Origin of the sequence: Stutzerimonas kunmingensis (genome assembly GCF_021432085.1) — a bacterium.
In the GTDB taxonomy this organism is placed as follows: Bacteria; Pseudomonadota; Gammaproteobacteria; order Pseudomonadales; family Pseudomonadaceae; genus Stutzerimonas.
Genome location: NZ_CP090366.1, coordinates 4,519,823 through 4,545,682 on the forward strand (window position 1 = coordinate 4,519,823; position 25,860 = coordinate 4,545,682).

Annotated in this window: 27 protein-coding genes; 12 read left to right on the plus strand and 15 right to left on the minus strand. The window is 65.8% G+C overall.

The features are described 5' to 3' along the window. Positions 1 to 55: 55 nt before the first annotated feature. The 3 genes from LW136_RS21615 to LW136_RS21625 form a co-directional block, all read right to left on the minus strand. A complete protein-coding gene (locus LW136_RS21615) occupies positions 56 to 574 on the minus strand; it encodes a transcriptional regulator (protein WP_234174147.1) in 519 nt (172 codons plus the stop codon). A 61-nt stretch (positions 575 to 635) separates the two neighbouring features. Next, entirely contained in the window at positions 636 to 1,808 is a 1,173-nt protein-coding gene (locus LW136_RS21620; protein ID WP_234174148.1) for a zinc-dependent alcohol dehydrogenase, read from the minus strand. Positions 1,809 to 1,953: 145 nt separating this feature from the next. Continuing rightward, positions 1,954 to 2,814, minus strand: a complete 861-nt coding sequence (locus tag LW136_RS21625; protein WP_234174149.1) for an SDR family oxidoreductase — start codon at positions 2,812 to 2,814, stop codon at positions 1,954 to 1,956. A gap of 136 nt (positions 2,815 to 2,950) precedes the next feature. Here LW136_RS21625 and LW136_RS21630 point away from each other — a divergent pair, with 136 nt between their 5' ends. The 3 genes from LW136_RS21630 to LW136_RS21640 all read left to right on the plus strand — a co-directional run bounded on the left by LW136_RS21630 (position 2,951) and on the right by LW136_RS21640 (position 7,427). Then, entirely contained in the window at positions 2,951 to 3,871 is a 921-nt protein-coding gene (locus LW136_RS21630) for a hydrogen peroxide-inducible genes activator (RefSeq protein WP_234174150.1), read from the plus strand. Positions 3,872 to 3,875: 4 nt separating this feature from the next. Continuing rightward, positions 3,876 to 5,948, plus strand: a complete 2,073-nt coding sequence (recG, locus tag LW136_RS21635) for an ATP-dependent DNA helicase RecG (protein WP_023445568.1) — start codon at positions 3,876 to 3,878, stop codon at positions 5,946 to 5,948. Positions 5,949 to 6,023: 75 nt separating this feature from the next. Next, a complete protein-coding gene (locus LW136_RS21640; protein ID WP_042922894.1) occupies positions 6,024 to 7,427 on the plus strand; it encodes an aminoacyl-tRNA deacylase and HDOD domain-containing protein in 1,404 nt (467 codons plus the stop codon). Positions 7,428 to 7,484: 57 nt separating this feature from the next. Here the strand turns inward: LW136_RS21640 and LW136_RS21645 are convergent, their stop codons facing one another. The 9 genes from LW136_RS21645 to gspE form a co-directional block, all read right to left on the minus strand. Continuing rightward, positions 7,485 to 8,000 carry a type II secretion system protein M gene (locus LW136_RS21645; protein ID WP_046618123.1) on the minus strand — a complete coding sequence of 172 codons (516 nt, stop codon included), beginning with the start codon at positions 7,998 to 8,000 and terminating at the stop codon, positions 7,485 to 7,487. Further along, the gene (gene gspL / locus LW136_RS21650; RefSeq protein WP_234174151.1) at positions 8,000 to 9,133 is read right to left on the minus strand and encodes a type II secretion system protein GspL; all 1,134 of its coding nucleotides are present in this window, start codon (positions 9,131 to 9,133) and stop codon (positions 8,000 to 8,002) included. Before gspL ends, LW136_RS21645 begins: the two co-directional genes overlap by 1 nt. Positions 9,134 to 9,136: 3 nt before the next feature. Further along, positions 9,137 to 10,126: a type II secretion system minor pseudopilin GspK gene (gspK, locus tag LW136_RS21655; protein ID WP_234174152.1), complete on the minus strand. Its 990-nt coding sequence runs from the start codon at positions 10,124 to 10,126 to the stop codon at positions 9,137 to 9,139. After that, entirely contained in the window at positions 10,123 to 10,836 is a 714-nt protein-coding gene (gene gspJ / locus LW136_RS21660) for a type II secretion system minor pseudopilin GspJ (protein WP_125860850.1), read from the minus strand. Before gspJ ends, gspK begins: the two co-directional genes overlap by 4 nt. Then, complete coding sequence (gene gspI / locus LW136_RS21665; RefSeq protein WP_101276926.1) at positions 10,833 to 11,252, minus strand: type II secretion system minor pseudopilin GspI; 420 nt, start codon at positions 11,250 to 11,252, stop codon at positions 10,833 to 10,835. The genes gspJ and gspI overlap by 4 nt, the downstream gene beginning before the upstream one ends. Continuing rightward, on the minus strand, positions 11,249 to 11,818 hold the full coding sequence (gene gspH, locus LW136_RS21670) for a type II secretion system minor pseudopilin GspH (protein WP_179485213.1): 570 nt from the start codon (positions 11,816 to 11,818) through the stop codon (positions 11,249 to 11,251). The genes gspI and gspH overlap by 4 nt, the downstream gene beginning before the upstream one ends. A 3-nt stretch (positions 11,819 to 11,821) precedes the next feature. Further along, positions 11,822 to 12,256, minus strand: coding sequence for a type II secretion system major pseudopilin GspG (gspG, locus tag LW136_RS21675; protein ID WP_003284145.1), 435 nt, complete (start codon positions 12,254 to 12,256; stop codon positions 11,822 to 11,824). A 5-nt stretch (positions 12,257 to 12,261) separates the two neighbouring features. Beyond that, positions 12,262 to 13,476: a GspF family T2SS innner membrane protein variant XcpS gene (xcpS, locus tag LW136_RS21680; RefSeq protein ID WP_234174153.1), complete on the minus strand. Its 1,215-nt coding sequence runs from the start codon at positions 13,474 to 13,476 to the stop codon at positions 12,262 to 12,264. Positions 13,477 to 13,626: 150 nt separating this feature from the next. Further along, a complete protein-coding gene (gspE, locus tag LW136_RS21685) occupies positions 13,627 to 15,141 on the minus strand; it encodes a type II secretion system ATPase GspE (RefSeq protein ID WP_234174154.1) in 1,515 nt (504 codons plus the stop codon). Positions 15,142 to 15,663: 522 nt separating this feature from the next. Here gspE and LW136_RS21690 point away from each other — a divergent pair. From LW136_RS21690 to LW136_RS21700, 3 genes are read left to right on the plus strand one after another with little or no spacing between them, the layout of a single operon-like run. Further along, positions 15,664 to 16,785, plus strand: a complete 1,122-nt coding sequence (locus LW136_RS21690) for a Re/Si-specific NAD(P)(+) transhydrogenase subunit alpha (RefSeq protein ID WP_234174156.1) — start codon at positions 15,664 to 15,666, stop codon at positions 16,783 to 16,785. Between the two features lie 13 nt (positions 16,786 to 16,798). Next, positions 16,799 to 17,116 carry an NAD(P) transhydrogenase subunit alpha part 2 gene (locus LW136_RS21695; protein ID WP_234174157.1) on the plus strand — a complete coding sequence of 106 codons (318 nt, stop codon included), beginning with the start codon at positions 16,799 to 16,801 and terminating at the stop codon, positions 17,114 to 17,116. Positions 17,117 to 17,119: 3 nt separating this feature from the next. Beyond that, positions 17,120 to 18,556 (plus strand): NAD(P)(+) transhydrogenase (Re/Si-specific) subunit beta, encoded by a 1,437-nt coding sequence (locus tag LW136_RS21700; protein ID WP_234174159.1) that lies wholly within the window; start codon positions 17,120 to 17,122, stop codon positions 18,554 to 18,556. A 174-nt stretch (positions 18,557 to 18,730) separates the two neighbouring features. Here the strand turns inward: LW136_RS21700 and mdaB are convergent, their stop codons facing one another. Both mdaB and LW136_RS21710 read right to left on the minus strand, forming a co-directional pair. Then, positions 18,731 to 19,321, minus strand: a complete 591-nt coding sequence (gene mdaB, locus LW136_RS21705; RefSeq protein ID WP_234174161.1) for an NADPH:quinone oxidoreductase MdaB — start codon at positions 19,319 to 19,321, stop codon at positions 18,731 to 18,733. 120 nt (positions 19,322 to 19,441) lie between these two features. After that, on the minus strand, positions 19,442 to 20,431 hold the full coding sequence (locus tag LW136_RS21710) for a bile acid:sodium symporter family protein (protein ID WP_230358341.1): 990 nt from the start codon (positions 20,429 to 20,431) through the stop codon (positions 19,442 to 19,444). Between the two features lie 87 nt (positions 20,432 to 20,518). Here LW136_RS21710 and LW136_RS21715 point away from each other — a divergent pair, with 87 nt between their 5' ends. The 6 genes from LW136_RS21715 to LW136_RS21740 all read left to right on the plus strand — a co-directional run bounded on the left by LW136_RS21715 (position 20,519) and on the right by LW136_RS21740 (position 24,837). Next, positions 20,519 to 21,319: an AraC family transcriptional regulator gene (locus LW136_RS21715; RefSeq protein ID WP_376785350.1), complete on the plus strand. Its 801-nt coding sequence runs from the start codon at positions 20,519 to 20,521 to the stop codon at positions 21,317 to 21,319. Between the two features lie 165 nt (positions 21,320 to 21,484). Next, positions 21,485 to 21,685 carry a DUF1127 domain-containing protein gene (locus LW136_RS21720; protein ID WP_041015440.1) on the plus strand — a complete coding sequence of 67 codons (201 nt, stop codon included), beginning with the start codon at positions 21,485 to 21,487 and terminating at the stop codon, positions 21,683 to 21,685. A gap of 108 nt (positions 21,686 to 21,793) precedes the next feature. Further along, entirely contained in the window at positions 21,794 to 22,111 is a 318-nt protein-coding gene (locus LW136_RS21725; RefSeq protein WP_023445583.1) for a DUF2388 domain-containing protein, read from the plus strand. A 112-nt stretch (positions 22,112 to 22,223) separates the two neighbouring features. After that, positions 22,224 to 22,520, plus strand: a complete 297-nt coding sequence (locus LW136_RS21730; protein WP_102833369.1) for a DUF2388 domain-containing protein — start codon at positions 22,224 to 22,226, stop codon at positions 22,518 to 22,520. Between the two features lie 44 nt (positions 22,521 to 22,564). Next, the gene (locus tag LW136_RS21735) at positions 22,565 to 22,885 is read left to right on the plus strand and encodes a DUF2388 domain-containing protein (protein ID WP_014822100.1); all 321 of its coding nucleotides are present in this window, start codon (positions 22,565 to 22,567) and stop codon (positions 22,883 to 22,885) included. Then, on the plus strand, positions 22,882 to 24,837 hold the full coding sequence (locus tag LW136_RS21740; RefSeq protein WP_234174162.1) for a DUF7844 domain-containing protein: 1,956 nt from the start codon (positions 22,882 to 22,884) through the stop codon (positions 24,835 to 24,837). Before LW136_RS21735 ends, LW136_RS21740 begins: the two co-directional genes overlap by 4 nt. Positions 24,838 to 25,065: 228 nt before the next feature. Here the strand turns inward: LW136_RS21740 and LW136_RS21745 are convergent, their stop codons facing one another. After that, positions 25,066 to 25,782 carry a hypothetical protein gene (locus LW136_RS21745; RefSeq protein ID WP_234174164.1) on the minus strand — a complete coding sequence of 239 codons (717 nt, stop codon included), beginning with the start codon at positions 25,780 to 25,782 and terminating at the stop codon, positions 25,066 to 25,068. Positions 25,783 to 25,860: the final 78 nt, after the last annotated feature.

The window sequence follows — 25,860 nt, forward strand, 5'->3', positions numbered from 1 at the left end:
GGATCGTCGCGCTCAGAGTCGACCAGGCAATACCCAGCCGACCCTGGGTTTCAGCTCAATGAAGCGACGGCGAATAGCCGTTGGGCTCGGCCCGCGCGGCGGCGAACTCGGCCTCGACGCTGCCACGCATTTGCGCAGTGCCGCCGGGGAAACCGCTGCGGTCTCTGTAGTCCCATTCGACCACCGGCACCTGCTCGGCATCCAGACCCTTGGCGCAGCTCAGGTCCAGCGCAGTAATGCCGGCCACCGCGCCGGCGGCAATAGCCGCATTCGCCGGCTCGTGGCCGTGCTCGATGCTCCAGCCGAGACCGGCCAGGTCCAGTGCATCGCCGCCGATACGACCGTAGATCCAGGGTTTCGGATCATCCGCCAGCAGGATGCCGACACCGGTGGCGATCTCGCGCAGCCCGCAGGCGCGGACCAGCCCGTCGCTGCCGGGCATGCCGATAAAGCGTGCGACCTGCCGCGGCGCCACCAACTGGACGACGCCCAGACCGATACTGAACCAGCCCAGCCCCCGCGCCAGCGTGCGCGCGGAATGGTTGGGCCGGGTGACTTGACGTGGAATGCTCATAAAGACTCCTCGCTCGATAACGTGGCTCGGCCGATCCCTACGTTAGGGATCGGCGACCGGTTCATGGCTTGAGGACCACCTTGATACAGCCGTCATGCTTGTCGCGGAAGGTCTTGTACATCTCCGGACCCTGCTCGAGGCTGACGCAGTGGGTAATGACGAAGCTCGGATCGATCTCGCCTTCCTGGATGCGCCGCAACAGATCGTCGGTCCAGCGATTGACGTGGGTCTGGCCCATGCGGAAGGTCAGGCCCTTGTTCATCGCCGCGCCGAACGGAATCTTGTCGATCAGACCACCGTAGACGCCGGGAATCGAAATGATGCCGGCCGGGCGGCAGACGTAGATCATCTCGCGCAACACGTGCGGCCGGTCGCTCTCGAGCATCAGCGCCTGCTTGGCGCGGTCATACATCGAATCGATCGAACGCGCCGCGTGCGCCTCCATGCCCACCGAGTCGATGCACTTCTCCGGCCCCTTGCCGCGGGTCAGTTCCTTGAGCCGTTCAAGCACGCTCTCTTCGTCGAAGTTGATGGTGATGGCGCCGCCTGCGCGGGCCATCGACAGCCGCTCGGGCACGTTGTCGATGCAGATGACCTGCTCGGCACCCATCATCACCGCGCTGCGGATGGCGAACTGGCCGACCGGCCCGGCGCCCCATACCGCCACCGTGTCGGTGGGCTGGATATCGCACTGCGCCGCGGCCTGCCAGCCGGTGGGCAGGATGTCGCCGAGAAACAGCACCTGCTCGTCCGTCAGGCCGTTGGGGATCACCACCGGGCCGACATCGGCATAGGGCACGCGCACGTACTCGGCCTGGCCGCCGGCATAGCCGCCGGTGAGGTGGGTGTAGCCGTAGAGACCAGCAGTGGTGTGGCCGAAGACCTTGTCGGCGATGTCCTTGTTGCGGTTGGTGCGCTCGCACACCGAGAAATTGCCGCGCCGGCACTGGTCACACTCGCCGCAGACGATGGTGAACGGCACCACCACGCGGTCGCCGACCTTGAGCTTCTTGTTCGCCGAGCCGACTGCCATCACCTCGCCCATGAACTCGTGGCCCATGATGTCGCCGTGCTGCATGCCGGGCATGAAGCCGTCATAGAGGTGCAGGTCGGAGCCGCAGATGGCGCAGGAACTGACCTTGATGATGGCGTCGCGCGGGTCTTCGATGGAGGGATCGGGGACGTGGTTGTCGCAGCGGATGTCGTGCTTGCCGTGCCAGCGGAGGGCTCTCATGGACAATCTCCTGTCGGGTTTCGGAAACGCCGTCTCGGTGATTCTCCTTTGCTGCCTCGCTGTTGCTCCTCTGTCGGTGCGGCGTGCTGTCAGGATTTTAGTAAGCAGCGCCGCACCAGAGTTGCCCGATTACCGACGGGCTGCACTAATGCCGATTGCGATCCAGCGAAGCGTAACCGTCGCGATAGCTGGGATACCTGGGTTTCCAGCCCAGCGCACGGGCGCGGGCATTGCTGCAGCGCTTGCTGCCGGCGCGGCGGGTCATGCTCTGCTCGGCCCAGTGGGTGACGCCCAGGCGTTCGCGCAGCCAGTCGACCACCTCGTGCAACGGTGCCGGGTCATCGTCGACGCCCAGATAGCAATCTTCCAGGGCAGCACCACTGGCGTGGCTCTGCAGCAGAAACGCCAGCAGCCCGGCGGCGTCGTCGCGATGGATGCGGTTGCTGTACTGCGGCGGATCGCGCTCGACACGCAAACCGGCGCGCACCTGATTCTGCAGCCAGGGGCGCTTCGGGTCGTACAGCCCACCCAGACGCACCCGCGTTACCGGCAGGGCGCTGTCGAGCGCCAGCTGTTCGGCCTCCAGCATCACCCGACCGGTGAAGCCGCCGGGCTCGGTGGCCGAGTCCTCGTCGATCCACTCGCCGTCGCGCTGGGCGTACACACCGGTGCTGGAAACGAACAGCAGCCGCCGAGGGCGCTGGCCGCGCTGCTGTAACCAACCGAGCACATTGCGCAGGCCTTCGACATAGGCCTGGCGATAGCCGGCTTCGTCATGTTCGGTGGCGGATGCGGCATAGACCAGATAGTCCAGCGAGCCGTTGGGCCAGCAGCGCGGACAGGTCGGCTCGGAAAGGTCGCCGTTGACCGGCAGGATCGGCACTGCCAGCTGGGCGGCGTTGCGCCGCAGGCCGTACACCGTCCAGCCATCCCGACTCAGTTGCAGACCGAGACGACTGCCAAGGTCGCCACAGCCTGCGATCAATACGCTAAGGCGCTTGCCCATGTTCTGCTCCCTCAGTTGTAACCCGCCGCGCGGGCCGCACGAAACCGCAGTGTACCGACTTTCGAAGCCTGGCCGACCGGTTGGTTCTGCGCTGCGCAAAAGGCTATGCTTGCCGGCACATTGATGGATGCTGACTATGACTCTGACCGAATTGCGCTACATCGTGACCCTTGCCCAGGAACAGCACTTCGGCCGCGCCGCTGAACGCTGCCACGTCAGTCAGCCGACCCTTTCGGTCGGTGTGAAGAAGCTCGAGGACGAGCTCGGTGTGCTGATCTTCGAGCGGACCAAAAGCGCAGTGCGCCTGACCCCCGTCGGCGAAGGCATCGTCACCCAGGCGCAGAAGGTGCTGGAGCAGGCACAGAGCATTCGCGAGCTGGCCCAGGTCGGCAAGAATCAGCTGGCCGCACCGCTGAAGGTCGGCGCCATCTACACCGTCGGCCCTTACATGTTCCCGCACCTGATTCCGCAGCTGCATCGTGTGGCGCCGGACATGCCGCTGTACATCGAAGAGAACTTCACCCACATCCTGCGCGACAAGCTGCGCACCGGCGAACTGGACGCGATCATCGTCGCGCTGCCGTTCCAGGAAGCCGACGTGCTGACCAAGCCGCTCTACGACGAGCCGTTCTACGTACTGATGCCGGCCGACCATCCGTGGACGGCAAAGGAAACCATCGACGCCGAGATGCTCAACGACAAGAGCCTGCTGCTGCTCGGTGAAGGCCACTGCTTCCGCGATCAGGTGCTCGAAGCCTGTCCGACCACCCGCAAGGGCGAGGCACCGAGCCACACCACGGTGGAATCCAGCTCGCTGGAAACCATCCGCCACATGGTCGCCTCGGGCCTGGGCGTGTCGATCCTGCCGCTGTCGGCGGTGGAGAGCCACCACTACTCCCCCGGTGTGCTGGAGACCCGCCCGCTGACGCCGCCGGTGCCGTTCCGCACCGTGGCGATCGCCTGGCGCGCCAGCTTTCCGCGGCCCAAGGCCATCGAGATCCTCGCTGACTCGATCCGCCTGTGTTCGGTAGGCAAGCCGCCATCGTCGAAAGCCTGAGGCCATGAGCGAACTGGCGACCGTTCCGGTCACCGCACTCAAGGGCGTCGGCGCCGCACTGGCCGAGAAGCTCGCCAGGGTCGGCCTGGAAACCCTGCAGGACGTGCTCTTCCACCTGCCGCTGCGTTACCAGGACCGCACCCGCGTGGTGCCCATCGGTGCCCTGCGCCCGGGGCAGGACGCGGTGATCGAAGGCGTGGTGTCCGGCGCTGATATCGTCATGGGCCGCCGCCGCAGCCTGCTGGTACGCCTGCAGGACGGCAGCGGCACCCTGAGTCTGCGCTTCTATCACTTCAGCCAGGCGCAGAAGGAAGCCATGAAGCGCGGCACCCAGCTGCGCTGTTACGGCGAAGCGCGGCCCGGGGCCTCGGGGCTGGAGATCTACCATCCGGAATACCGCGCACTGACCGGCGAGCCGGCGCCTGTCGAGCAGACTCTGACCCCGATCTACCCAACCACCGAAGGCCTGACCCAGCAGCGCCTGCGCAACCTCAGCGAGCAGGCTCTAAGCCGCCTCGGCCCGCACAGCCTGCCGGACTGGCTGCCCGCCGAGCTGGCCCGTGATTATCGGCTCGGCCCGCTGGATCAGGCCCTGCGCTACCTGCACCGTCCGCCGGCCGACGCCAATCTGGAAGAACTCGCCGAAGGCCGCCACTGGGCCCAGCACCGCCTGGCCTTCGAGGAACTGCTGACCCATCAGCTGTCGCTGCAGCGCCTGCGCGAGCGGGTGCGCGCGCAGCAGGCGCCGGCGCTGCCGCCGGCGCAGAAGCTGCCGCAGCGCTTTCTCGCCAACCTCGGTTTCGCGCCCACCGGCGCGCAGCAGCGTGTCGGTGCCGAGATCGCCTATGACCTGGCCCAGGACGAGCCCATGCTGCGTCTGGTGCAGGGTGATGTTGGCGCCGGCAAGACGGTGGTCGCCGCCCTCGCCGCCCTGCAGGCGCTGGAAGCCGGCTACCAGGTGGCGCTGATGGCGCCGACCGAGATCCTCGCCGAGCAGCACTTTCTCAACTTCAGCAAGTGGCTCGAACCGCTCGGCATCGAGGTCGCCTGGCTGGCCGGCAAGCTCAAGGGCAAGGCCCGCGCCGCCGCGCTGGAGCAGATCGCCGGCGGCTGCCCGATGGTGGTCGGCACTCACGCGCTGTTTCAGGACGAGGTGGTCTTCAGGCGCCTGGCGCTGGTGATCATCGACGAGCAGCACCGCTTCGGCGTGCAGCAGCGCCTGGCCCTGCGCCAGAAAGGCATCGACGGTCGACTCTGCCCGCACCAGCTGATCATGACCGCCACGCCAATCCCTCGCACCCTGGCGATGAGTGCCTACGCCGATCTCGATACCTCGATCCTCGACGAACTGCCGCCAGGGCGTACGCCGGTGAACACCCTGGTAATCGCCGATAGCCGGCGCCTGGAGGTGATCGAGCGGGTGCGCATCGCCTGCAACGAGGGGCGCCAGGCGTACTGGGTGTGCACCCTGATCGAGGAATCCGAAGAGCTCACCTGCCAAGCCGCGGAAACCACCTTCGAAGACCTCTCGGCGGCGCTGGTCGGGCTGCGCGTCGGGCTGATCCACGGGCGCATGAAACCGGCCGAGAAAGCCGCGGTGATGGAGCAGTTCAAGCGTGGCGAGCTGCAACTGCTGGTCGCCACCACCGTCATCGAAGTGGGCGTCGACGTGCCCAACGCCAGCCTGATGATCATCGAAAACCCGGAGCGCCTGGGCCTGGCCCAGCTGCACCAGCTGCGCGGGCGGGTCGGCCGTGGCAGTGCGGCAAGTCATTGCGTGCTGCTGTACCATCCGCCGCTGTCGCAGCTCGGCCGCGAACGGCTGGCGATCATGCGCGAGACCTGTGACGGCTTCCTGATCGCCGAGAAAGACCTGGAACTGCGCGGCCCCGGCGAGATGCTCGGCACCCGACAGACCGGCCTCTTGCAGTTCAAGGTCGCCGATCTGATGCGCGATGCCGAGCTGCTCCCGGCGGTGCGCGATGCCGCCCAGGAATTGCTGGCGCGCTGGCCGCAGCACGTCAGCCCGCTGCTCGAGCGTTGGCTGCGTCATGGCCAGGAATACGGCCAGGTATGACAACCATCCGTCGCCACATCATCCGTGGCTGACGGCTTCGCTATACTCCGGCAGGTCACTACAACGGGTCCGCTCATGAATTCTGCTGTCGACACCGAAAGCTGCTCCGAACTGCCCCTCCTGATCACCAAGCTGTTGAAAGACCTCGGTGTGAGTTACCAGATCCAGCGCGATCGCCCCAACATTCCCGCTGCGCAGCGGGTGCAGGCGGTGCTGCTGGACGACAGCATCGGCGCGATGCTGGTGCTCTTCCCGCAGGATCATCTGCTCGACCTTGCACGCCTGGCCGAACTCACCGGCCGCGAGCTGGCCGCGGTCAAGCCGGAGCGGCTGGCGCGCATGCTGGCCAAGCACGAGTTGAGCCGCCTGCCCGGCCTGCCGCCACTGACCAGCTCGCCCTGCCTGTACGAAGAGTGCCTGATGCAGCAGCCACGGCTATTGGTTGAATCCGGCCAGCCTGGCCTGCTGGTGGAGGTCAGCAGTGGCGACTTCAAGCGTCTGCTGAGCAAGGCCACGGCCGGTAGCTTCGCCGTACCGCTGAGCAGCATCCGGCCGAACCTGGACCGCCCGGACGACGACCGCGCCGAGATCAGTCAGGCGGTGCAGAGTTTCACCGCGCGACGCATCCAGAAACGTCTGGAAGAAACCATCGAGATTCCGCCGCTGCCGCATACGGCGCAGAAGATCATCAAGCTGCGGGTCAACCCCGACGCCACGGTCGACGACATCACCGGCGTGGTGGAAACCGACCCGGCATTGGCGGCGCAGGTTATCAGCTGGGCGGCCTCGCCCTACTACGCCGCTCCCGGGCGCATCCGCTCGGTGGAAGACGCCATCGTTCGCGTGCTCGGCTTCGACCTGGTGATCAACCTGGCCCTCGGTCTAGCGCTGGGCAAGACCATCAGCCTGCCGGACGACAAGCCGCAGGACGCCACGCCCTACTGGCAACAGGCGATCTATACAGCCGCGGTCATCGAGGGACTGACCCGTGCGATTCCCCGCGAACAGCGCCCGGAACCCGGCCTGAGCTACCTCGCCGGGCTGCTGCACAACTTCGGCTATCTGGTACTGGCGCACGTCTTTCCACCGCATTTTTCGCTGATCTGCCGGCACCTGGAAGCCAACCCGCACCTGTCGCACAGTCACGTCGAGCAGCATCTGCTGGGTATCACCCGCGAGCAGATCGGTGCCTGGCTGATGCGTCTGTGGGGCATGCCCGAGGAACTGGCGGCCGCCTTGCGTTTCCAGAACGACCCCGGCTATGACGGCGAAGATGCGGCCTATCCGAACCTGGTCTGCCTGGCGGTACGCATGCTGCGCAACCGTGGCATCGGCAGCGGGCCGGATACCGAGGTGCCGCAGCAGCTGTTCGATCGCCTGGGTATCACCCGCGAGAAGGCCAACGACGCGATTGCCAAGGTACTCGCCGCTGAAGCCGCCTTGCGCGCCCTGGCGATGCAGTTCAACTCGCCACACTGAAAGCCCGCGCCGCCGGGTCTGTGCCTCGCACAGGCCCGGCGATGGATCAGGGCGCCATCAACTCCCCGCGCGAAAGCTCACCCGCGCATTCACCAGCCCTTCACCGGCGCGCTCCAGGCTGACGTCAGCAATGCTCACGCCCTGCCCCTGCAGGGTATCGAACCAGCGCAACAGCAACGCGTACGATGCCCCCGGCAGGCTCACCTGCACGCTGCCGTCGCTGCCATTGTCGAAGCTCTCGATTCGCAGGTTGCCCTGCTGCGCGCTTTCGGTGATCACCCCCTGCAGCTGCTCCGGCGCCAGCTCGACCTGGTTGCTGCGCTCCATCTGGCGCGCCAGATCGGTGTTCTGCTCCATGTAGGCATGCAGTTCGCGCTGCGCCTGGTAATACTCGCGAGCGTCGGCGGCCTGGCGTTGCGCCGGCAGCCACAGCCAGAGATAGAACAGCACGGCGAGCAGAAAGGCGCCGAGCAGGCTCAGCGAGGTGCGCTCACGGGGCGCCAGACGCTGCCAGCGCTGCCACAGCGGCGAATCGGCGAGGCGCACGGCCAGTTGTTGCTTGAGATTCATCATCAGCCTCCGATCACCACGCGCGCGCTGACGCCATCGCCTTCTCGACTGGCCGAGCCCAGCTGCACGCTCTGACCGGTGTCACCCAGGCGTTGGCGCAATGTTTCCAGCGTGGGAAAGTCCATGGCCTGCACCTGCAGCGCCAGATCGCCGCGATCCTGGTTGTAGTCGAGCTGGCCGATGGTCACCGGAATGCCGTCCTCCAGTGCCGCGGCGGCGTGGTCGAGCAGGCGCAGAAAGCCCGTCTGGCCACCGCTGCCGCGGGCCAGATGATCATCGAACTGCGCGCGCATGTTGACGATGCGGATGTCTTCGGGAAACAGCTCGCGATACAGCGCCAGACTGGCCTCGGCGTAGGCATCGCCCTGGCGCTGGAAATACCAGGCCTGACTCAGGTTGAAGCCCAGCTGCACCAGCAGGATCAGGCCGGCCACGGCGAATAGCGGTTTCCAGTAACCGAGGCCGGTATTGCCAACCTCCACGGCGAAGTCACCCTGGGCAAGGTTGATCGCTGCCGCGCGCTGCGAACCGAGAAGCGCATAGGGATCGTCCACCTGCCGGTAGTCGTCGAGCGCCAGCGGCGGCTCGCTTTCGCTGCCCTGCGCATGCCAGGGCGCCGGGCAGAGGCCGGACAGCTGCGGCCAATCCTCGGTGGCGAAGGCCAAGCGCGTTTCGCCGACGCCGCCGAGCAGGCCACGCTCACCGATGAACAACAGCTGCGTGCCGTCCCGCGGCAGCAGATCGGCGTCGACATGAATCGCCACGATCAGCAGGCCCAGCTCGCGCAACTGGCCAAGCCAGTCATCCAGAAGCTGGCGGCGGATCGCTACGACCCGCAGGCGGCCGTCCGGCAGTGCTTCGCCGAGGGCCAGATGCAGATCGTCGACGTTTTCCGCCAGCAGTTCCTCGGCGGCGTAGGCCAGCGCCTGCTGCATCCAGCGCGCCTTGCGCGTCGGCAGGGTGACGGCGAAAAAGCTGCAGACTTCCGCCGGCAGGATCAGGCTGATCGCGCCATTGCCTGCGGCGCATTCGCCCAGTGGCTGCCAGCGGCCGGGTTCGTCCTTTGGCAGCCAGTAGACGCGGGTCTCGGCATCGAGCCGGGCCGGACTGTCGGCGGGCAGAAACAGGCAATCCATGGTCTAGCGTTCTCCGTCGGATGGGAGGGTCTGCCGGGCAGGCTGACCGAGATTTCGCGCGAGCACGCGGACGCTGCCGTCCTGCTCACGTTGCAACAGGCTGACCAGCGCCAGCCGGCGGTCGCCCAGGCGCACTTCACTGGTGGCCTGGAAGAATTGACTGCCAACCGCCAGCGCAGTGCCCTGCAGCGTAGTCCCGGCCAGCGCCGGCTGCGCGAGGAACGCCGCGCTGTTGCGAAACGGCGCGGCGCGGCGCAGCTCGACCAGCGACTCGGCCGCGCCAAGGCTGATGTTGTCGCTCAGGCTGGAAAGCACCATCGCGCTCGCCGTGTTGACGTTCAGCGGCACGTTGGGCGGCAACGCGACGACATAGGGCGCCAGGCGCTGGAAATCCTCTTCGCGCATGTCCAGCAGCAGGCGCAGCTCGGACAGGTCGTGGAGCCGGCGACCGGCGCTGCGATAGGGCGTATCGAGGCCGAGATAGGCGTTGTCTTCGGCACCCAGCTCACCGCTCGGCTGCTGGTCGGGATCGATCCAGTCGAGCAGGCGCTCGGCATAGGGCGCGCTGATCTGCAGACGCAGCAGCAGCCGGCGGAACTGCTGAACCGCGGCGGGGTTGGGCTGCTGGTCGCGCAGCAGGTCGTTGAGGTTGAAGCGTCCTGCGAGATCCTCGATACGCACGAGGATCTCGCCCTGATCGATCTCGAACGCCGGCAGCGGCTGCGCCCAGGGCTCGAGCAAATGATCGACGGCCGCGGCCTCACCATTGGCGCCTGTCTCGCCCGTCGCGCCAGCCCGCAGATCGCGAGCGAGCATGGCCTGCGCCAGCGCTTCGCCGCCCAGCGCGTAATGCCAGGCCTGGCGTGCCTGCAGCTGGTTGCTGCTGGCACGAATGCTGAGCTGCTGGCGCGCGACCATCGCCGCGCTGACCACGGTGACGATGGCCACCACCAGCAGCACGGTAATCAGGGCAACGCCGCGCTGGCACCTCATTGCGGCAGCTCCCCTTCGAACGGCTCGGGCACGCCTTCGGCGCCGGGCAATGCCTGCTGCATCGTCTGCTCGACGGCGTCGGGCAGGCGCAGCAGACGGGTGATACGGCCGTAGCGGGCGTGCTCGATATTCAATTCCAGGGCGATCGGCAGGCGCTCGGCGGCGTTCTCCGGGCTGCCGCGACCGAAATCGAACGGCGGCCACTCCTCGTGCCACACCGCCTCCTCGTCCAGGTAGCGCAACTGCAGGCCCTGCACGTCTTCCAGTACCCGCTGCACGCGCGGCTCGCTGTCGAGGTCACGGTCCAGCACCACCCAGTAGACGCGCTCGAGCTTGTCGCCAGCCAGGCGCCAGCGCACCCGCTGCAGATTGGCGCGACGCAGCCCGGTGGGATTGCGCCAGCCGGCACGGGTCAGCTCCAGCACCGGCGCGCCGTCTTCGCCATCGAGCTGACCGATGAAGGCATTGCGCTCGTCGCCGAACTCATCACGGATCGGCCGCCCGACCACCTGCTGCAGGTCACGTTCGAAGGCCCACACCGCGCGGCTCAGCTCGCGCAGCTGCAGCTCCTGGGCACGCACCGCCTCATCGCTTTGCAGCACCGCTTCGAGCATGCGATAGGTGCCGAGGCCAAGCAGCGCGAACAGGGCAATGGCAATCAACAGCTCGAGCAGGGTGAAACCGGCGCTGGTGCGCGCGTGAGCATTCATTGGCGCGCGGCTCCCGGGCCGACACCGATGAATCCGGTGAGGCTGGTGACCGCGCGCTCGGGTACCGGATCGCTGCGGCCACGCGATGTCTGCAGCGCAACCCAGACGGTCACCCGCAGCAGGCCCGGATCGGCGCTGGCCTCGATTTCGCTGAGCGTTTGCCACTGGCGGCTGCCGTACTCCAGCGCCTGGGTTTCGCGGCCGATGGCAGGCGGGGTTTGCTGCAACTGCAGTTCGCTGATGCGGTTGTCGGCGATCCAGCCGGCCAGGGTCAGTTCCTCCAGCCGCCCGGCGTTGGTCAGGCTACGCCCGGCCGCAGTGAGCACCACGGCCGACACGCTGGCGAAGATCGCCAGTGCCACCAGCACTTCCAGCAGGGTGAAACCGCGGCCGGCCCTGGCCAGGCGCCTGCTCATCGCCTGTCCTCGATGACTTGCGCCTCAGGCAGACGGAAGCCGTCGCTGGTGACCAGCCAGCCACCGCCGCGCGGCTTGCGTTCGGACAGGCGCAGGCTGAACGGCGACAGCTCGCCGCTGGAAAGAATCAGCAACTGCGGCTCCAGCCGCGGCGCACGACGTTCGGTTCGCTCACCTTTGCTCGACAGCCCGGCACGGTCGTCCTCGCGCTGGGTCGGGGCCACCAGTTCCAGCGGCGTGCCGTCCAGCTCAAGGTCCAGGCGCATCCACTCCGGCACCTTGTGCACCTTGCGTCGCTCGACTTCCAGCCAGCGCGTCGCTGCCTCGTCATAGCGCAGTACGCGATAGCCCTCGCTGTTGACCAGCAGGCCGTACTCCCGGCTGTCGAGCACCGCCTCGTCGCTGAGCACGCCGATCAGCGCGGCCAGGCGGCGCGCCTCGTCACGCAGCTCGCGCGAGGTGCTCGAGCCTCCGACGCTGAGCACCGCCACGCTGACCAGAATGCCCAGCAGGACGATCACCACCAGCAGTTCGATCAGCGTGAAGGCGCGGGCGCGTTGCCGCATCGATTACAGGTCCCAGTTACCGATGTCGGCGTTTAGATCGCTGCCGCCCGGCTTGCCGTCGGCGCCGAAGGAATAGAGGTCGAACTGGCCCTGGGTGCCTGGCGACAGGTACTGATAGTCGTTGCCCCAAGGGTCCTTGGGCAGGCGCTTGAGATAGCCGTCGCGGTTCCAGTTCTTCGGCTGCGGGTTGCCGGAAGGCTTCTTCACCAGCGCATCCAGGCCCTGCTGGGTGCTCGGATAGGCGAAATTGTCCAGCTTGTACATGTCCAGCGCCGCGGCGATCGCCTTGATGTCGCCCTTGGCCACGGTGACCTTGGCCTGGTCCGGGCGGCTCATCACCTGCGGCACCACCAGCGCGGCGAGGATGCCGAGAATGACCACCACCACCATGATCTCGATGAGGGTGAAGCCCCCTTGCGTACGTCGTTGCAACTTCATTGTCGTTACCCCACCAGTTGGTTGAGAGAGAGGATCGGCATCAGGATGGCCAGCACGATGACCAGCACCACCGCCCCCATGAACACCAGCATGAACGGCTCGAACAGGCCGACCAGCAATGACACCTGGGCGGCAAGGTCGTTCTCCTGATTGCGCGCGGTTCGCGCCAGCATCTGATCCAGTTCACCGGATTTCTCCCCGCTGGCGATCATGTGCAGCATCATCGGCGGGAACTCCCCGGTGGCGTCCAGCGCGCGGGTCAGGCTGCTGCCTTCACGCACCTTCTGCGCCGCCTCCACCACCCGCTCGCGGATGCGCAGGTTGGCGATCACCGCAGCGGCGATAGACAGCGCTTCCACCAGGGGCACGCCGCTGCGCGTCAGGATCGCCAGGGTGGAGGCGAAGCGCGCCGTGTTGGTCGCCCGGCTCAGCCGACCGATCAGCGGTATCCGCAGGATGAACGCATGCCAGCGCAGGCGCAGCGCCGGGTCGCGCAGGGCCGCACGCATGGCCAGGAACGCGCCGACGAGGCCGAGCACGATCAGCCAGCCCCAGTTCTTCACCACGTCGCTGGTAGCGATCAAGCCGCGGGTCAACGCCGGCAATTCCTGGCCGGTGTTGACGAACACCTTGACCACGTCTGGCACCACGTAGCCGAGCAGGAGCACGACGATGGCCAGCGAGGCGACCATCAGGATCACCGGATAGAGCAGCGCCAGCTGGATCTTCTGCCGCGATTGCTGACGCTGATCGGTGTAGTCGGCGAGCTGATCGAGCACCAGCCCGAGATGGCCGGCATGCTCCCCCGCCGCCACGGTGGCGCGGTAGAGCTCGGGAAACGCCGACGGATATTCGCGCAGGGCCGCAGCCAGGCTGTGGCCTTCCATCACCCGCGCACGCACGGCCAGCAGCATCGATTTGATCTTCGCCGAGGTGGACTGTGCCGCTGCCGCGCGCAGGGCTTCCTCGATAGGCAGCGCAGCCTGCACCAGCGTCGCCAGCTGCCGGGTGACCAATGCCAGATCGCGCGCCGACAGGCCGCGGCCGAAACTCAGGCCGCCACGGCTGACGTCTTCTTTGGACTTGGCCTGCTTCACCTCCAGCGGCGCCCACTGCTTCTCGCGCAGCAACTGGCGCGCCTGACGCGGGCTGTCGGCTTCGATCAGGCCCTTCTGCTCACGGCCACGCGGGTCGAGGGCAAGGTATTCGAAGGCAGCCATCAGGCGGTCTCCAACAGGGGCGATCCGCGGTCGAGAGCGCCGCTACACAGACACCGGACAGCCGAGGGAGCAGCCGCGAATGGCACCACCATGCGATGTCGGTCAGGCTGCGGATGCCTCTGCGGGCGCGTCGGAATCAACCTCATCCCCTCACTCCTCACGCGTCACCCTCAGCACTTCCTCGATGGTGGTCACCCCCTCGCGCACCTTGCGCAGCCCGTCCTCGCGGATGCTCGGGCCCAGCTCACGGGCATGGCGCAGCATGTCCTGCTCGCTGGCGCGGGTGTGCACCATGGTGCGCAGGGCGTCGTCGAACAGCACAAGCTCATAGATGCCGGTACGCCCGCGGTAACCGAGGCCCCGGCACTGCTCGCAGCCTTCGGCGTGATACAGCGTCGGCGCCTCGGCCAGGCTGGCCCCGAGCAGCTCGCACTCGGCGGCATCGGCAACGTAGGCGCGCTTGCAGTCATAGCACAACACCCGCACGAGGCGCTGGGCCAGTACGGCGAGCAGCGAGGAGGAGATCAGGAACGGCTCGACGCCCATGTCCACCAGGCGCGTGACGGCGCCGATGGCGCTGTTGGTGTGCAGCGTGGAGAGCACCAGGTGACCGGTGAGCGAGGCCTGCACGGCCATGTCGGCGGTTTCCTGGTCGCGGATCTCGCCGACCATCACCACGTCCGGGTCCTGGCGCAGAATCGCACGCAAGCCGCGGGCAAAGGTCATGTCGACCTTGGTGTTGACCTGGGTCTGGCCGATGCCTTCGAGGTGGTACTCGATGGGGTCCTCGACGGTGAGGATGTTGCGCGTGCGGTCATTCAACGTGGTCAGCGCGGCGTAGAGCGTGGTGGTCTTGCCCGACCCGGTGGGGCCGGTCACCAGAATAATGCCGTGCGGTTTCTTCACCGCCCGCTCCAGGTGGTCGCGATCCTGCTCGTTCATGCCCAGATGGCGCAGGGTCAGGCGACCGGCCTGCTTGTCCAGGAGACGCAACACCACCCGCTCGCCATTGGCCGAGGGCAGCGTGGAGACACGGATGTCGACCTCGCGGCCGCCGACGCGCAGCGAGATGCGCCCGTCCTGCGGGATGCGCTTCTCGGCGATGTCCAGCTTGGCCATGACCTTGATCCGCGACACCAGCAGCGCCGCCAGCTCGCGCTTGGGCTGCACCACTTCACGGAGGATGCCATCGACGCGAAAGCGGATCACCAGGCGCTTCTCGAAGGTTTCGATATGGATATCCGAGGCGTTCTCGTTGATCGCCTCGCCGAGGATGGCGTTGATCAGGCGAATGATCGGCGCGTCGTCCTCCTGCTCCAACAGATCCTCGGTTTCCTGGATCTGGTCGGCCAGGCTGGCTAGGTCCAGGTCGTTGCCCAGCCCCTCGACCATCAACATCGCCGCCGAGGAATCGTGCTGGTAGGCGGCACCAAGCGCCTGATCGAAATCAGCCTGCGCTAGCCATTGCATCGGCAGACGCATACCAACGACCCGCTGCGCCTCCTGCACCGCCGTCAGCGCGGCGCCCTCGCGCAGGCCAAGGCGCAGCTCGCCGCCACGCTCCAGCAGGATCACGCCGTGCCGACGCGCAAAGGCGAACGGCAGGCGGCGCTGGGCCGGCTGTTCGAGCAGCGTGGTGACTTCGTTTACATCGAGTTCGGGCATCGTCCAGCTCCACCAGCGATACGCAGCGACCCGACGTCACTGCGCTCGAAACACTCCAATCGGGTCCAACCAGCCTAGTTGGACTACAAGGATTGAATGACATTTCAACGTGCGCGCGTTTTTCCTGCATACCCGACTTAACCCGACACCAAGGTCGGAGATGCTTGGCACCGCTGACGAATACCCTGTCAATGGCGCGTCATTCATGATGCGGCCGTGTCGTGTGCCTGGCGCGGACGAACTGGTCGTACGCAGAGCCAAACAGGACGCAATCTGCAGCGAAGCACGGAAAACAGGCAGTCATCCTGCGACCGGCGCGTCAAATACAATCGTTTGATTGAAACAGTTGTTTGATTTTTTCAAGGCTTGCAGAATGCCGCGCCGGGCGATCCGTTTTTGCGCATCGCCCGGCTGGCTTCACCTGTTCCATACCCCGTTCGCCAGAGCAGCGGGCGGGTGAAAAGCACGTCGGTGCGCGGTTCGCCGCAGCACCGGTCATGATCACGCAGGAGAACAACAACAATGCACATCGGTGTTCCTCTCGAAACCCACTCCGGGGAAACGCGCGTCGCCGCGACCCCGGAAACCGTCAAGAAACTGATCGGCCAAGGGCACCGGGTGACGCTGCAAAGCGGCGCCGGGTTGCTTTCCAGCGTGCCGGACAGCGCCTATGAAGCGGTCGGCGCGACCATCGGCGGTGCGGCCGCGGCGCTTGCCGCCGAGCTGGTGCTGAAGGTCAACGCGCCGGACGATGCCGAACTGGCGCAGATGCAGTCCGGCAGCGTGCTGCTGGGCATGCTCAACCCGTTCGACAATGACTGCATCGCGCGCATGGCTGCCCGCGGCATCACCGCCTTCGCGCTGGAGGCCGCGCCGCGTACTTCCCGCGCGCAGAGCCTGGACGTGCTGTCGTCGCAGGCCAACATCGCCGGCTACAAGGCGGTGCTGGTCGGCGCCCATCACTACCCGCGCTTCATGCCGATGCTGATGACCGCCGCCGGTACGGTGAAGGCCGCACGCGTGCTGATCCTCGGTGCCGGTGTCGCCGGGCTGCAGGCCATCGCCACGGCCAAGCGCCTGGGTGCGGTGGTCGAGGCTTCGGACGTGCGCCCGGCGGTGAAGGAGCAGATCGAATCGCTCGGCGCCAAGTTCGTCGACGTGCCGCTGGAGACCGACGAAGAGCGCGAATGCGCCGAAGGCGTCGGTGGCTATGCGCGGCCGATGCCGGCCTCGTGGATGGCGCGTCAGGCACAGGCCGTGCACGACCGTGCGCTGCAGTCGGACATCGTCATCACCACCGCGCTGATCCCCGGCCGCAAGGCGCCGACGCTGCTGCAGGAAGCCACCGTCGAGCAGATGAAGCCCGGCTCGGTGATCGTCGACCTGGCGGCCGGGCATGGCGGCAACTGCCCGCTGACCGAGATCGACCAGGTGGTGGTGCGCCACGGTGTGACCATCGTCGGCCACGCCAACCTGGCGACGCTGGTAGCGGCCGACGCCTCGGCGCTGTACGCCCGCAACCTGCTGGATTTTCTCAAGCTGGTCATCGACAAGGACGGCCAGTTCCAGCTCAACCTCGAAGACGACATCGTCGCCGCGTGCCTGATGTGCCGCGACGGCCAGGTCGTGCGGACCAACGGTTAAGGGAGACGCGAACATGGATCTGATTTCGGACGGCATCTACAACCTGATCATCTTCGTGCTGGCGATCTACGTCGGCTACCACGTGGTCTGGAACGTCACCCCGGCCCTGCACACTCCGCTGATGGCAGTCACCAACGCGATTTCGGCGATCGTCATCGTCGGCGCCATGCTGGCCGCCGCGCTCACCGTCACCCCGCTGGGCAAGACGATGGGCACCCTGGCCGTGGCGCTGGCCGCGGTCAACGTGTTCGGGGGCTTCCTGGTCACCCGTCGCATGCTGGAAATGTTCAAGAAGAAGGACCGCAGCGCGGCCAAGGCGGAGGGCAAGTAAGCCATGAGCATGAACCTGATCACCCTGCTCTATCTGGTTGCCTCGGTGTGCTTCATCCAGGCACTGAAGGGCCTTTCCCACCCCACCACCTCACGGCGCGGCAACCTGTTCGGCATGATCGGCATGGGGCTGGCGGTACTGACCACGGTCGGCCTGATCTTCAAGCTCGGCAGCGAGCTGGCCACCGCCGGCATCGGCTACGTGATCGTCGGCCTGCTGATCGGCGGCAGCGTCGGCACCGTCATGGCCAAGCGCGTCGAGATGACCAAGATGCCCGAGCTGGTCGCCTTCATGCACAGCATGATCGGCCTGGCCGCGGTGTTCATCGCCATCGCCGCGGTGGTCGAGCCGCAGTCGTTGGGTATCGTCGAGCAGATGGGTTACGCGATTCCGGTGGGCAACCGCCTGGAACTGTTCCTCGGCGCGGCCATCGGTGCCATCACCTTCTCCGGTTCGGTGATCGCCTTCGGCAAGCTGTCCGGCAAGTACAAGTTCCGCCTGTTCCAGGGTGCCCCGGTGGTATTCAAGGGCCAGCACATGGTCAACCTGGCCGTCGGCCTGGCGATCCTCGGCCTGGGCCTGGTCTACACCTTCACCGGCAACCTGACCGCCTTTGCCATCCTGGTGGCACTGGCGTTCGTCATCGGCGTGCTGATCATCATCCCCATCGGCGGTGCGGACATGCCGGTGGTGGTGTCGATGCTCAACAGCTACTCGGGCTGGGCGGCCGCCGGTATCGGCTTCTCGCTGAACAACTCGATGCTGATCATCGCCGGCTCGCTGGTGGGCTCTTCCGGCGCGATCCTCTCGTACATCATGTGCAAGGCGATGAACCGCTCGTTCTTCAACGTGATCCTCGGCGGCTTCGGGGCCGACGCCGATGCCGGCGGCCCGGCGGGCGCCCAGCTGGAGCGCAACGTGAAGTCCGGTTCGGCCGACGACGCCGCCTTCCTGCTGACCAACGCCGACACCGTGATCATCGTTCCCGGCTACGGCCTGGCGGTGGCCCGCGCGCAGCACGCGCTGATGGAGCTGGCCGAGAAGCTGACGCACATGGGCGTGACCGTGAAGTACGCGATCCACCCGGTCGCCGGGCGCATGCCGGGGCACATGAACGTGCTGCTGGCCGAAGCCGAGGTGCCCTACGAGCAGGTCTTCGAGATGGAAGACATCAACTCCGAGTTCGGCCAGGCCGACGTGGTGCTGGTACTTGGCGCCAACGACGTGGTCAACCCGGCGGCGAAGAACGATCCAAAGTCGCCCATCGCCGGCATGCCGATCCTCGAGGCGTACAAGGCCAAGACGGTCATCGTCAACAAGCGCTCCATGGCCAGCGGCTATGCAGGCCTGGACAACGAGCTGTTCTACATGGACAAGACCATGATGGTCTTCGGCGACGCCAAGAAGGTGGTCGAGGACATGGTCAAGGCCGTGGAATGATGGCCTCGCTCTGAACGAAAACCCCTCCCGGCCCGTGCCGCGAGGGGTTTTTCTTTACGTAGGGTGGGCTTCAGTCCACCAAAGCCGGTCGGCTTGGCCAGGCGCTAATCGCAGCGCTTTCCACACCGGCAACTCCAGGCTCGGCGTCAGCCTTCGGGCAGCTGAAGCAAAGCGTCATACGGCAAAGCCGAATACCTCACCCAGGTGCCGGCGATAGCGCTCGACATCCGCCTCGATCTGCGGCCGCTTCATCACATCAACGCTGAGAAAGGTCGGCAGGCCCTGCATGCCGAGAAACTCGTTGGCCTTGTGAAATGGCAGGTAGACCGCATCCACACCCTTGCCGGCGAAAAAGTCGCTGGGGTCGTCGAAGGCCTGCTGCGGCGCGTTCCAGGTCGCGGAGATCATGTAGCGTTTGCCCTGCAGCAGACCGCCGCTGCCGTACTTCTGCGAGGCGTCGGAGCGGGTGCGGCCGTCGTTGGCGTAGAGGCTGCCGTGGCCGGCGGTGAACACCTCGTCCAGGTATTTCTTCACCGTCCAGGGTGCACCCATCCACCAGCCGGGCATCTGATAGATCAGCGCATCCGCCCAGAGAATCTTCTCGACTTCCTGCTGCACGTCGTAGCCGGCGTCGATCTCGGTGGTGCGGACCTCGAAGCCGGCCGCGGTCAGGGTTTCGATGGCTGTCTGATGCAGCGTTGCGTTGTACTGGCCGGCGGAATGGGCGAAGGCCTTGCCGCCATTGAGTAGCAGAATCTTCTTCATGGGAACGCCTCAGCAACAGAATGGCGCGCAGCTTAGCCACCCCTGCGCACCGCTCCCAGACCGTAGCGGGCAAATGATCTTTGCGCTGCAGTCACGAATCCGCCGCTGATTGGCTTTGGGTCAGCCGGCTTTTGCGACCGCTGTTGTTTCTGGTCGCGATGCATAGCGCTGCGCCAGTACCGCGCAGACCATCAGCTGAATCTGGTGGAACAGCATCAACGGCAGGATCAGCGTGCCCAGCGCACCGCCAGCGAACAGCACCTGCGCCATGGGAATGCCGGTGGCCAGGCTCTTCTTCGAGCCGGCGAAGAGAATGGTGATGCGGTCTTCCAGATCGAAGCCCAGCCAGCGCGCGACCAGCCAGGTGATCAGCAGGGCCAGCGCCAGCAGTAGACAGCAGGCCAGCACCAGACCCAGCAGCTGCGGCAGCGGCACCTGCTGCCAGATGCCCTCGACCACCGCATGGCTGAACGCGGTGTAGACCACCAGCAGGATAGAACTCTGGTCGACGTTCTTTAGCCAGCCCTTGTTGCGCGCCACCCAGTCGCCAATCCAGCGCCGCGCGATCTGCCCGGCGATGAACGGCAGCAGCAGCTGCACGACGATCTTGCCGATGGCATCCAGCGTCGAGCCGCCTTCGCCCTGCGCGCCCATCAGCAGCAGTACCAGCAGCGGCGTGAGGAAGATGCCGATCAGGCTGGAAGCCGCCGCGCTGCATACCGCCGCAGGGATGTTGCCGCGCGCCAGCGAGGTGAAGGCGATGGCCGACTGCACCGTGGCCGGCAAGGCACAGAGGTAGAGCATGCCCAGGTACAGCTCGGTGCCGATCATCGGCGTCAGCAGCGGGCGCAGCGCCAGCCCGAGCAGCGGGAACAGCACGAAGGTGCAGCTGAACACCAGGAGATGCAGGCGCCAATGGCCCATGCCGGCGAGGATCGCACTGCCCGAGAGCTTGGCGCCGTGCATGAAGAACAGCAGGCCGATGGCCAGGTTAGTGATCCACTCGAATACCGCTACGCCCTGCCCCCGCGCTGGCAGCAGCGTGGCGATGGCCACCGCACCGAGCAGGGCCAGAGTGAAGTTGTCCGGTAACAGGCGAGGTCTGGCCATGGGCGCTCCTGATTGTGTGGCTTGCGGCAGGTTGCCAGCGAGTCTACTGTCGCGCTGGATATCCGACTAACGCCATAAGCCAGACAAATGTCGAGAAAAGGACAAAGCAGCCTCGTGCAACGCAGCATCCCGGCCATGGATGCACTGCCGCGCCCGCTCTTCGCCCGCAGCGAATCCCTGGCTGAACGCACCACCACGCCACGCCACCGCCATCCCTGGGCACAGCTGTCCTACGCCATCAGCGGCGTGCTGCGCGTGCATACCGAGCGCGGGCGCTTTCTCGCTCCGCCGCAGCGCGCCATCCTGATTCCGCCGGGCCTGCTGCACGAGGTGATCAGCTCGCCGCACACCGAGATGCGCAGCCTGTACATCGACCAGCGCGCCGTGGCCTGGGCGCCCGAGCATTGCCAGGTGCTCGCGGTCAGCCCACTGCTGCGCGAGCTGATCCGCGCCTTTGGCGCGCTGCCGGCGGAGTATGACGAGCAAGGTGCCGAAGGCCGCCTGGCAGCGGTGCTGCTGGACCAGCTGCGGGCGGCGCCGGCAATCGGCTATTCCCTGCCCTGGCCCGGGGATGCCCGGCTTCGTCAGCTGTGCGAAGCGCTCTATGAGCAGCCCGATCTTTCACTCAGCCTGAAGCAATGGAGCGAGCGCCTCCAGGTCTCGGAGAAAACCCTGACCCGCCAGTTCCAGCATGACACCGGCCTCAGCTTCCGCGCCTGGCGCCAGCGTCTGCGCCTGCTCAGCGCGCTCCCTTTGCTGGAGCAGGGCCAGCCGGTTACCGATGTCGCGCTGGCCTGCGGCTACGAATCCACCTCGGCGTTTATCGCCGCGTTCGGTCAACAGTTCGGCACCACACCAGGCGCTCTGGCACGCACACCGGACCGATAATCAGCGCAGCGAAAACAGTTGGCACGTTCGCGACCAATACAGTTGCATCCATTTCTGGAACTGCACCGGCACAATCGAGAATCCCTGTGGCTGTTGCACTTGGCTGACGCGCGCGATCCTGTTCTCCCATAACCCGTACCCGGTCACACCGGGAAGGAGCGCAGCATGGATCGCACGCTGTCTCGTCCGTATGTCGCCACCCGCGCCCGCCGCAACTGGCTACAGCTGCTGCAAGTATTGCAGCGCTGGCAACGCAACTACCGTACCCGCCAGCAACTGGCGCAGCTTGACGACCGCCAGCTGGCGGATGTCGGCATCAGCCATAGCGACCGCTCGGCAGAGCTGGACAAGCCGTTCTGGCGCTGAGGCATTCCGCGCCCACCGATTCGAGCCTATGCTGCGTGCTACAAGGCCGCAGCAACGGGAACGTCGCACCCATGGCGCGGTCTAGAGCCTCACCACTGGAGATCTGCCATGTCCCGAATCCTGCTCCCCTTCTTCGCTGCCGGCTTGCTGCTGAGCGGCGGCGCGTCCGCTGCCAGCTTCACCGCTACCACCGACATGGTGGTCGGCGGCCTGATCAATACCGTGGACGCAACCTCGGACCTGACCTCGTCGCTGCGCGACGACAAACTGGTGCTCGATGCTCGCGACGATGCGGCGCGTTTCGTTGCCAGCCAGGGCGATCTGCGCGGCGCCCACCTCGAAGCGGCGCTGCGCCACATTCGTAGCCAGCAGCCAGAACTGGGCGCCAGCGATCTGCAACTGGCTCAGGCGATTCTGGCGCTCTGATGCGTGCAGCAGCGCATGAGCGCTGCTGCAACCTGCGGAAGCAACCGGGCGCTGGCTCTACAGCCGGCGTTTCGCTAGCCTTGGCGCCGTTTTTCCCGGCAACAGGTTCCGCATGCGTTCGTATTCAATCGTTCTCTTATTTCTCAGCCTCACAGCTGGCGCCGCCCAGGCTTTCGATGTCACCACCGCAGGTGTCGTGCAGACCAGCTACGTCAGCAGCCAGCTGACCAGTGCTCCCTTCGACAACAAGCTGATCGCCGAGGCCCGCGAAGACGCGGCCGGCTTCGTCGCCAGCGAAGGCCAGCTCGACGCGGCTCGCCTGCAAGCGGCCATGGCGCGGCTGCGCCAGGAACACCCGGAGCTTGCCGCCAGCGACCTGGAACTGGCCGAAGCGATCCTCGTCCAATAATCGCACCGGCCTGCCGGTGCCCCGACCGTGAGAGATTCCAACCGATGAACAAGCTATTGCTCGCCGCCCCGCTGGCGCTGGCCGTCGCCGCGGGCACAGCCCAGGCACAGACCCTCGTCGCCACCAGCAACATCGTCGTGCGTGCCCTGGACCGAAGCATCAATTTCACCTCCGATGTGACCAGCCGCATCAGTGACATGAAGGTCGTCGTCGAAGCGCGTGAAGACGCCGCCAGCTTCGTCGCCAGCGCCGGCGAGATTCGCGGTGCGCATCTGGAAGCCGCGATCGGCACCCTGCGCAGCGAACTCCCTGCAGCGCGCAATGCCAGCGACCTGCAACTGGCCGAAGCCATCCTCGCCCTGTGATACGCCCCGGCGCCTGGCTGCTGGCAGGCTGCCTGAGCCTTGCTGCAGGTGTAGCCCAGGCCGACCTGCGCCTGGTTCTCGACTCACGCACACTGGACGCCGAGCAACGCGCCGCCAGCCAGGCGCTGCTGGACGAAGCCATGGCCGCACTGCCACCCCGCCTGGTGCAGAGCCTCGATCGCGAGGTGCGCGTGCAGTGGCGCGATGATCTGCCGGAACAGGCCTATGGCCGCGCCGGTGGCAATCGCCTGGAACTCAACCGCCGCCTGCTGCCGGCGCTCACCAACGGCAGCGCTGCCGAGGAAAAGACCAATCGACCCCACGGCACGGTACGCCGCGAGCTGCTCGCCACCGTCATTCACGAAGTGGCGCATCTGTACGATCGCGCTCGCCTGTGGTCGCCGGATCAATACCTGCTGCAGGGCCATTGCCGTCAGCGCGCCAGCAATCTCGGGCAGGTCGGCCTGCCGGACGACTGCCGCGGGCAGACCGACCGCCGCTTCACCCTCAGCGATGACCCGCGCCTGCTCGACCTGGCCGGCTGGCCGCAACGGGTCGGCAAGCGCGGCCTGCGTGAACACGACAACGCGCAGCTGGCGCGCAGTCCCGATCCGTACGAGCTGACCAGCCCGCTGGAATTCGTCGCGGTGAACCTTGAGTACTTCCTGCTCGACCCCAGCTACGCCTGCCGTCGCCCTTCGCTGCACCGTTACCTGCGTGAACACTTCGGTTGGGCGCCAGCAAACGCTGCCGGTTGCGCCGATGACTACCCATTTCTGAACGCGGGCCGCGAATTCGGCCGCACGCCACTGCTGAGCCTCAATCCGTCGCGCGTCTACGAGGTCGACTACCTGTTCGCCGAAGCCAACGAGGCCTGGGTCAGCCGCTGGGGCCACAGCATGCTGCGCCTGGTGATCTGCGCGCCCGGCCGCGAGCCCGGTCCCGCTTGCCGACTGGATCTGGATCACCACCTGGTGCTGTCCTTCCGCGCCTTCGTCGACGATGTGCAGCTGTCCAGCTGGGACGGCCTCACCGGCGTCTACCCCTCGCGGCTGTTCATCCTGCCCCTGGGCCAGGTGATCGACGAATACACCAAGGTGGAGCTGCGCGGGCTGGCCTCGGTACCGCTGAAGCTGCAGCACGAAGAGATTCGCGCACTGGTCGAGCGTAGCGCTGAGCTGCACTGGAGCTACGACGGCGACTACTACTTCCTGTCCAACAACTGCGCGGTGGAAACCCTCAAGCTGCTACGCAGCGGAACCACACGCGACGAACTCGTCGCCCTGGACAGCATCATGCCCAACGGGCTGCTGGAGGTGCTGATCCACCGCGACCTGGCCGACGCCAGCGTGCTCGACGATCCCCGCGAGGCGCTGCGCCTGGGCTATCGCTTCGACTCCTACCGCGATCGCTACCAGGCCATGTTCACCATCCTCAAGGAGCGCCTCGGTCTACCGCAGGACAGCGTCGAACAGTGGCTGGAACTCAGTGCCGCTGAACGCCAGCCATGGATCGACCGCGCCGATCTACGCGCCTCCGCCGCCCTGCTGCTGGTCGAACAGGCCGCCCTGCGCCGCCAGCTGCTCCTCGCCCAGGACGAGCTGAAGAACCGCTACCTCGGCGGCCGCGGGCGCGACGCCAGCCTGAACAAGGCCGACGGCGCCCTGCAGGAAATCCTCGCCAACAGCGGCTACCTCAGCCGCCCCGCCGAACTGCTCGACGGCCACGGCTACGGCCTGCCACAACCCAGCGAATGGACCCGCCTCGAACGCGAAAGCGAACAACGCCAACTACGCCTGAATCAGCTGAGCGAAGAACTGGACCAAGAAGTCCGGGTGCTGCTGGGGGATGAGCGGCGGGAGGAACTCGAAGCGATCGAAGTGAACCTGGCCCAGATCGGCGAGCATCTGCGTGGGTTGCACAAGGCTGGGGGTGGGTTGGAGTTGCCGTGAGAAATTACGTTTCGGGAGTAAGCCAATTAGCCAAACAACTCAATTGCAGTAATCGGACAACTACCTCTTGCGTCGGGTACGAGGATTGGTTCACACGTCCAATCCCCGCTCTCGCTCCAGGTCGAGTAAACGTGTAGTCGGGCCATTGGGTTGCAGACGTTCGGTGACGATCCGTGGCCAGCGGTTACGGGAACGACGTTTGGCGATGTTATACGTGAACTCCTGCAATCAGTTCATCGGATAGAAGAGCAAGTGTCCCAGGTACAGTACCGTATCCGTCCATTCCAAGTAGTTCTTGCCCTCGTTGGCTGCTTTTTTCTCGGCAATCCTTTGCCGCCGGTAGGCAAGAAACCCGGTGGGGTTGGTATGGGCAGAAAGCATTTTCTTGATGTAGGCGTCGGACGCGCTGTGCTGGCCGTTTTCATCGAACCAAGGACCATTGTCCATATAGGCACGTAGCCATTCCCAACGACCCTTCTGCATTTGAAGAGTTTTGCCCATTGGTAAACCGAGGCTTACCAGCCAGGCATTGTCGGACTCGCCCAAGCGGCGTACGAGGATTTCCAACGAGGCATTTCGCATTCCTCCTGTGTGCCGGCCAACCATGAGAAACTCTCCCGCCAGCGCTTGTATACCGTCCCAAGGGCTGTGGTAGGGCTCGCCGTTGTGATCGAAATAGACTTCGCGGGTACGGCGATTGAAGAGGATTGGTAGGGGAAGTGGACGGCATGTTTCCCAAGTAAAAGGAATAACAAATAGAACGACAGCCAAGATAAGGCCTATCCAGATACCATCTGTATTTCCGCTCAGGATAAGGATGGCAAGCATGACACACGTGGTTACGCCTCCGATTCCCCCGATTGCTCCAGTTAGCATTCCCCTGTCTGTGTCCCCGCCGGCCTTTAGTGCCAGATAGTGATCGGTATGTTCGTCGGTAACGAACATTTCCCAAGGCTTTCTCCTGTGGGTTCGTCGGCGTGCAAGATCACGCAAGGGGCCTGACCGAAGCGAGTGCGGGCTTGT

Excerpts from the sequence above, each read along its gene's own strand:
- LW136_RS21615 (WP_234174147.1), bottom strand. The coding sequence starts at position 574 with ATGAGCATTCCACGTCAAGTCACCCGGCCCAACCATTCCGCGCGCACG.
- LW136_RS21620 (WP_234174148.1), bottom strand. The coding sequence starts at position 1,808 with ATGAGAGCCCTCCGCTGGCACGGCAAGCACGACATCCGCTGCGACAAC.
- LW136_RS21625 (WP_234174149.1), bottom strand. The coding sequence starts at position 2,814 with ATGGGCAAGCGCCTTAGCGTATTGATCGCAGGCTGTGGCGACCTTGGC.
- LW136_RS21630 (WP_234174150.1), top strand. The coding sequence starts at position 2,951 with ATGACTCTGACCGAATTGCGCTACATCGTGACCCTTGCCCAGGAACAG.
- recG (WP_023445568.1), top strand. The coding sequence starts at position 3,876 with ATGAGCGAACTGGCGACCGTTCCGGTCACCGCACTCAAGGGCGTCGGC.
- LW136_RS21640 (WP_042922894.1), top strand. The coding sequence starts at position 6,024 with ATGAATTCTGCTGTCGACACCGAAAGCTGCTCCGAACTGCCCCTCCTG.
- LW136_RS21645 (WP_046618123.1), bottom strand. The coding sequence starts at position 8,000 with ATGATGAATCTCAAGCAACAACTGGCCGTGCGCCTCGCCGATTCGCCG.
- gspL (WP_234174151.1), bottom strand. The coding sequence starts at position 9,133 with ATGGATTGCCTGTTTCTGCCCGCCGACAGTCCGGCCCGGCTCGATGCC.
- gspK (WP_234174152.1), bottom strand. The coding sequence starts at position 10,126 with ATGAGGTGCCAGCGCGGCGTTGCCCTGATTACCGTGCTGCTGGTGGTG.
- gspJ (WP_125860850.1), bottom strand. The coding sequence starts at position 10,836 with ATGAATGCTCACGCGCGCACCAGCGCCGGTTTCACCCTGCTCGAGCTG.
- gspI (WP_101276926.1), bottom strand. The coding sequence starts at position 11,252 with ATGAGCAGGCGCCTGGCCAGGGCCGGCCGCGGTTTCACCCTGCTGGAA.
- gspH (WP_179485213.1), bottom strand. The coding sequence starts at position 11,818 with ATGCGGCAACGCGCCCGCGCCTTCACGCTGATCGAACTGCTGGTGGTG.
- gspG (WP_003284145.1), bottom strand. The coding sequence starts at position 12,256 with ATGAAGTTGCAACGACGTACGCAAGGGGGCTTCACCCTCATCGAGATC.
- xcpS (WP_234174153.1), bottom strand. The coding sequence starts at position 13,476 with ATGGCTGCCTTCGAATACCTTGCCCTCGACCCGCGTGGCCGTGAGCAG.
- gspE (WP_234174154.1), bottom strand. The coding sequence starts at position 15,141 with ATGCCCGAACTCGATGTAAACGAAGTCACCACGCTGCTCGAACAGCCG.
- LW136_RS21690 (WP_234174156.1), top strand. The coding sequence starts at position 15,664 with ATGCACATCGGTGTTCCTCTCGAAACCCACTCCGGGGAAACGCGCGTC.
- LW136_RS21695 (WP_234174157.1), top strand. The coding sequence starts at position 16,799 with ATGGATCTGATTTCGGACGGCATCTACAACCTGATCATCTTCGTGCTG.
- LW136_RS21700 (WP_234174159.1), top strand. The coding sequence starts at position 17,120 with ATGAGCATGAACCTGATCACCCTGCTCTATCTGGTTGCCTCGGTGTGC.
- mdaB (WP_234174161.1), bottom strand. The coding sequence starts at position 19,321 with ATGAAGAAGATTCTGCTACTCAATGGCGGCAAGGCCTTCGCCCATTCC.
- LW136_RS21710 (WP_230358341.1), bottom strand. The coding sequence starts at position 20,431 with ATGGCCAGACCTCGCCTGTTACCGGACAACTTCACTCTGGCCCTGCTC.
- LW136_RS21715 (WP_376785350.1), top strand. The coding sequence starts at position 20,519 with ATGTCGAGAAAAGGACAAAGCAGCCTCGTGCAACGCAGCATCCCGGCC.
- LW136_RS21720 (WP_041015440.1), top strand. The coding sequence starts at position 21,485 with ATGGATCGCACGCTGTCTCGTCCGTATGTCGCCACCCGCGCCCGCCGC.
- LW136_RS21725 (WP_023445583.1), top strand. The coding sequence starts at position 21,794 with ATGTCCCGAATCCTGCTCCCCTTCTTCGCTGCCGGCTTGCTGCTGAGC.
- LW136_RS21730 (WP_102833369.1), top strand. The coding sequence starts at position 22,224 with ATGCGTTCGTATTCAATCGTTCTCTTATTTCTCAGCCTCACAGCTGGC.
- LW136_RS21735 (WP_014822100.1), top strand. The coding sequence starts at position 22,565 with ATGAACAAGCTATTGCTCGCCGCCCCGCTGGCGCTGGCCGTCGCCGCG.
- LW136_RS21745 (WP_234174164.1), bottom strand. The coding sequence starts at position 25,782 with ATGTTCGTTACCGACGAACATACCGATCACTATCTGGCACTAAAGGCC.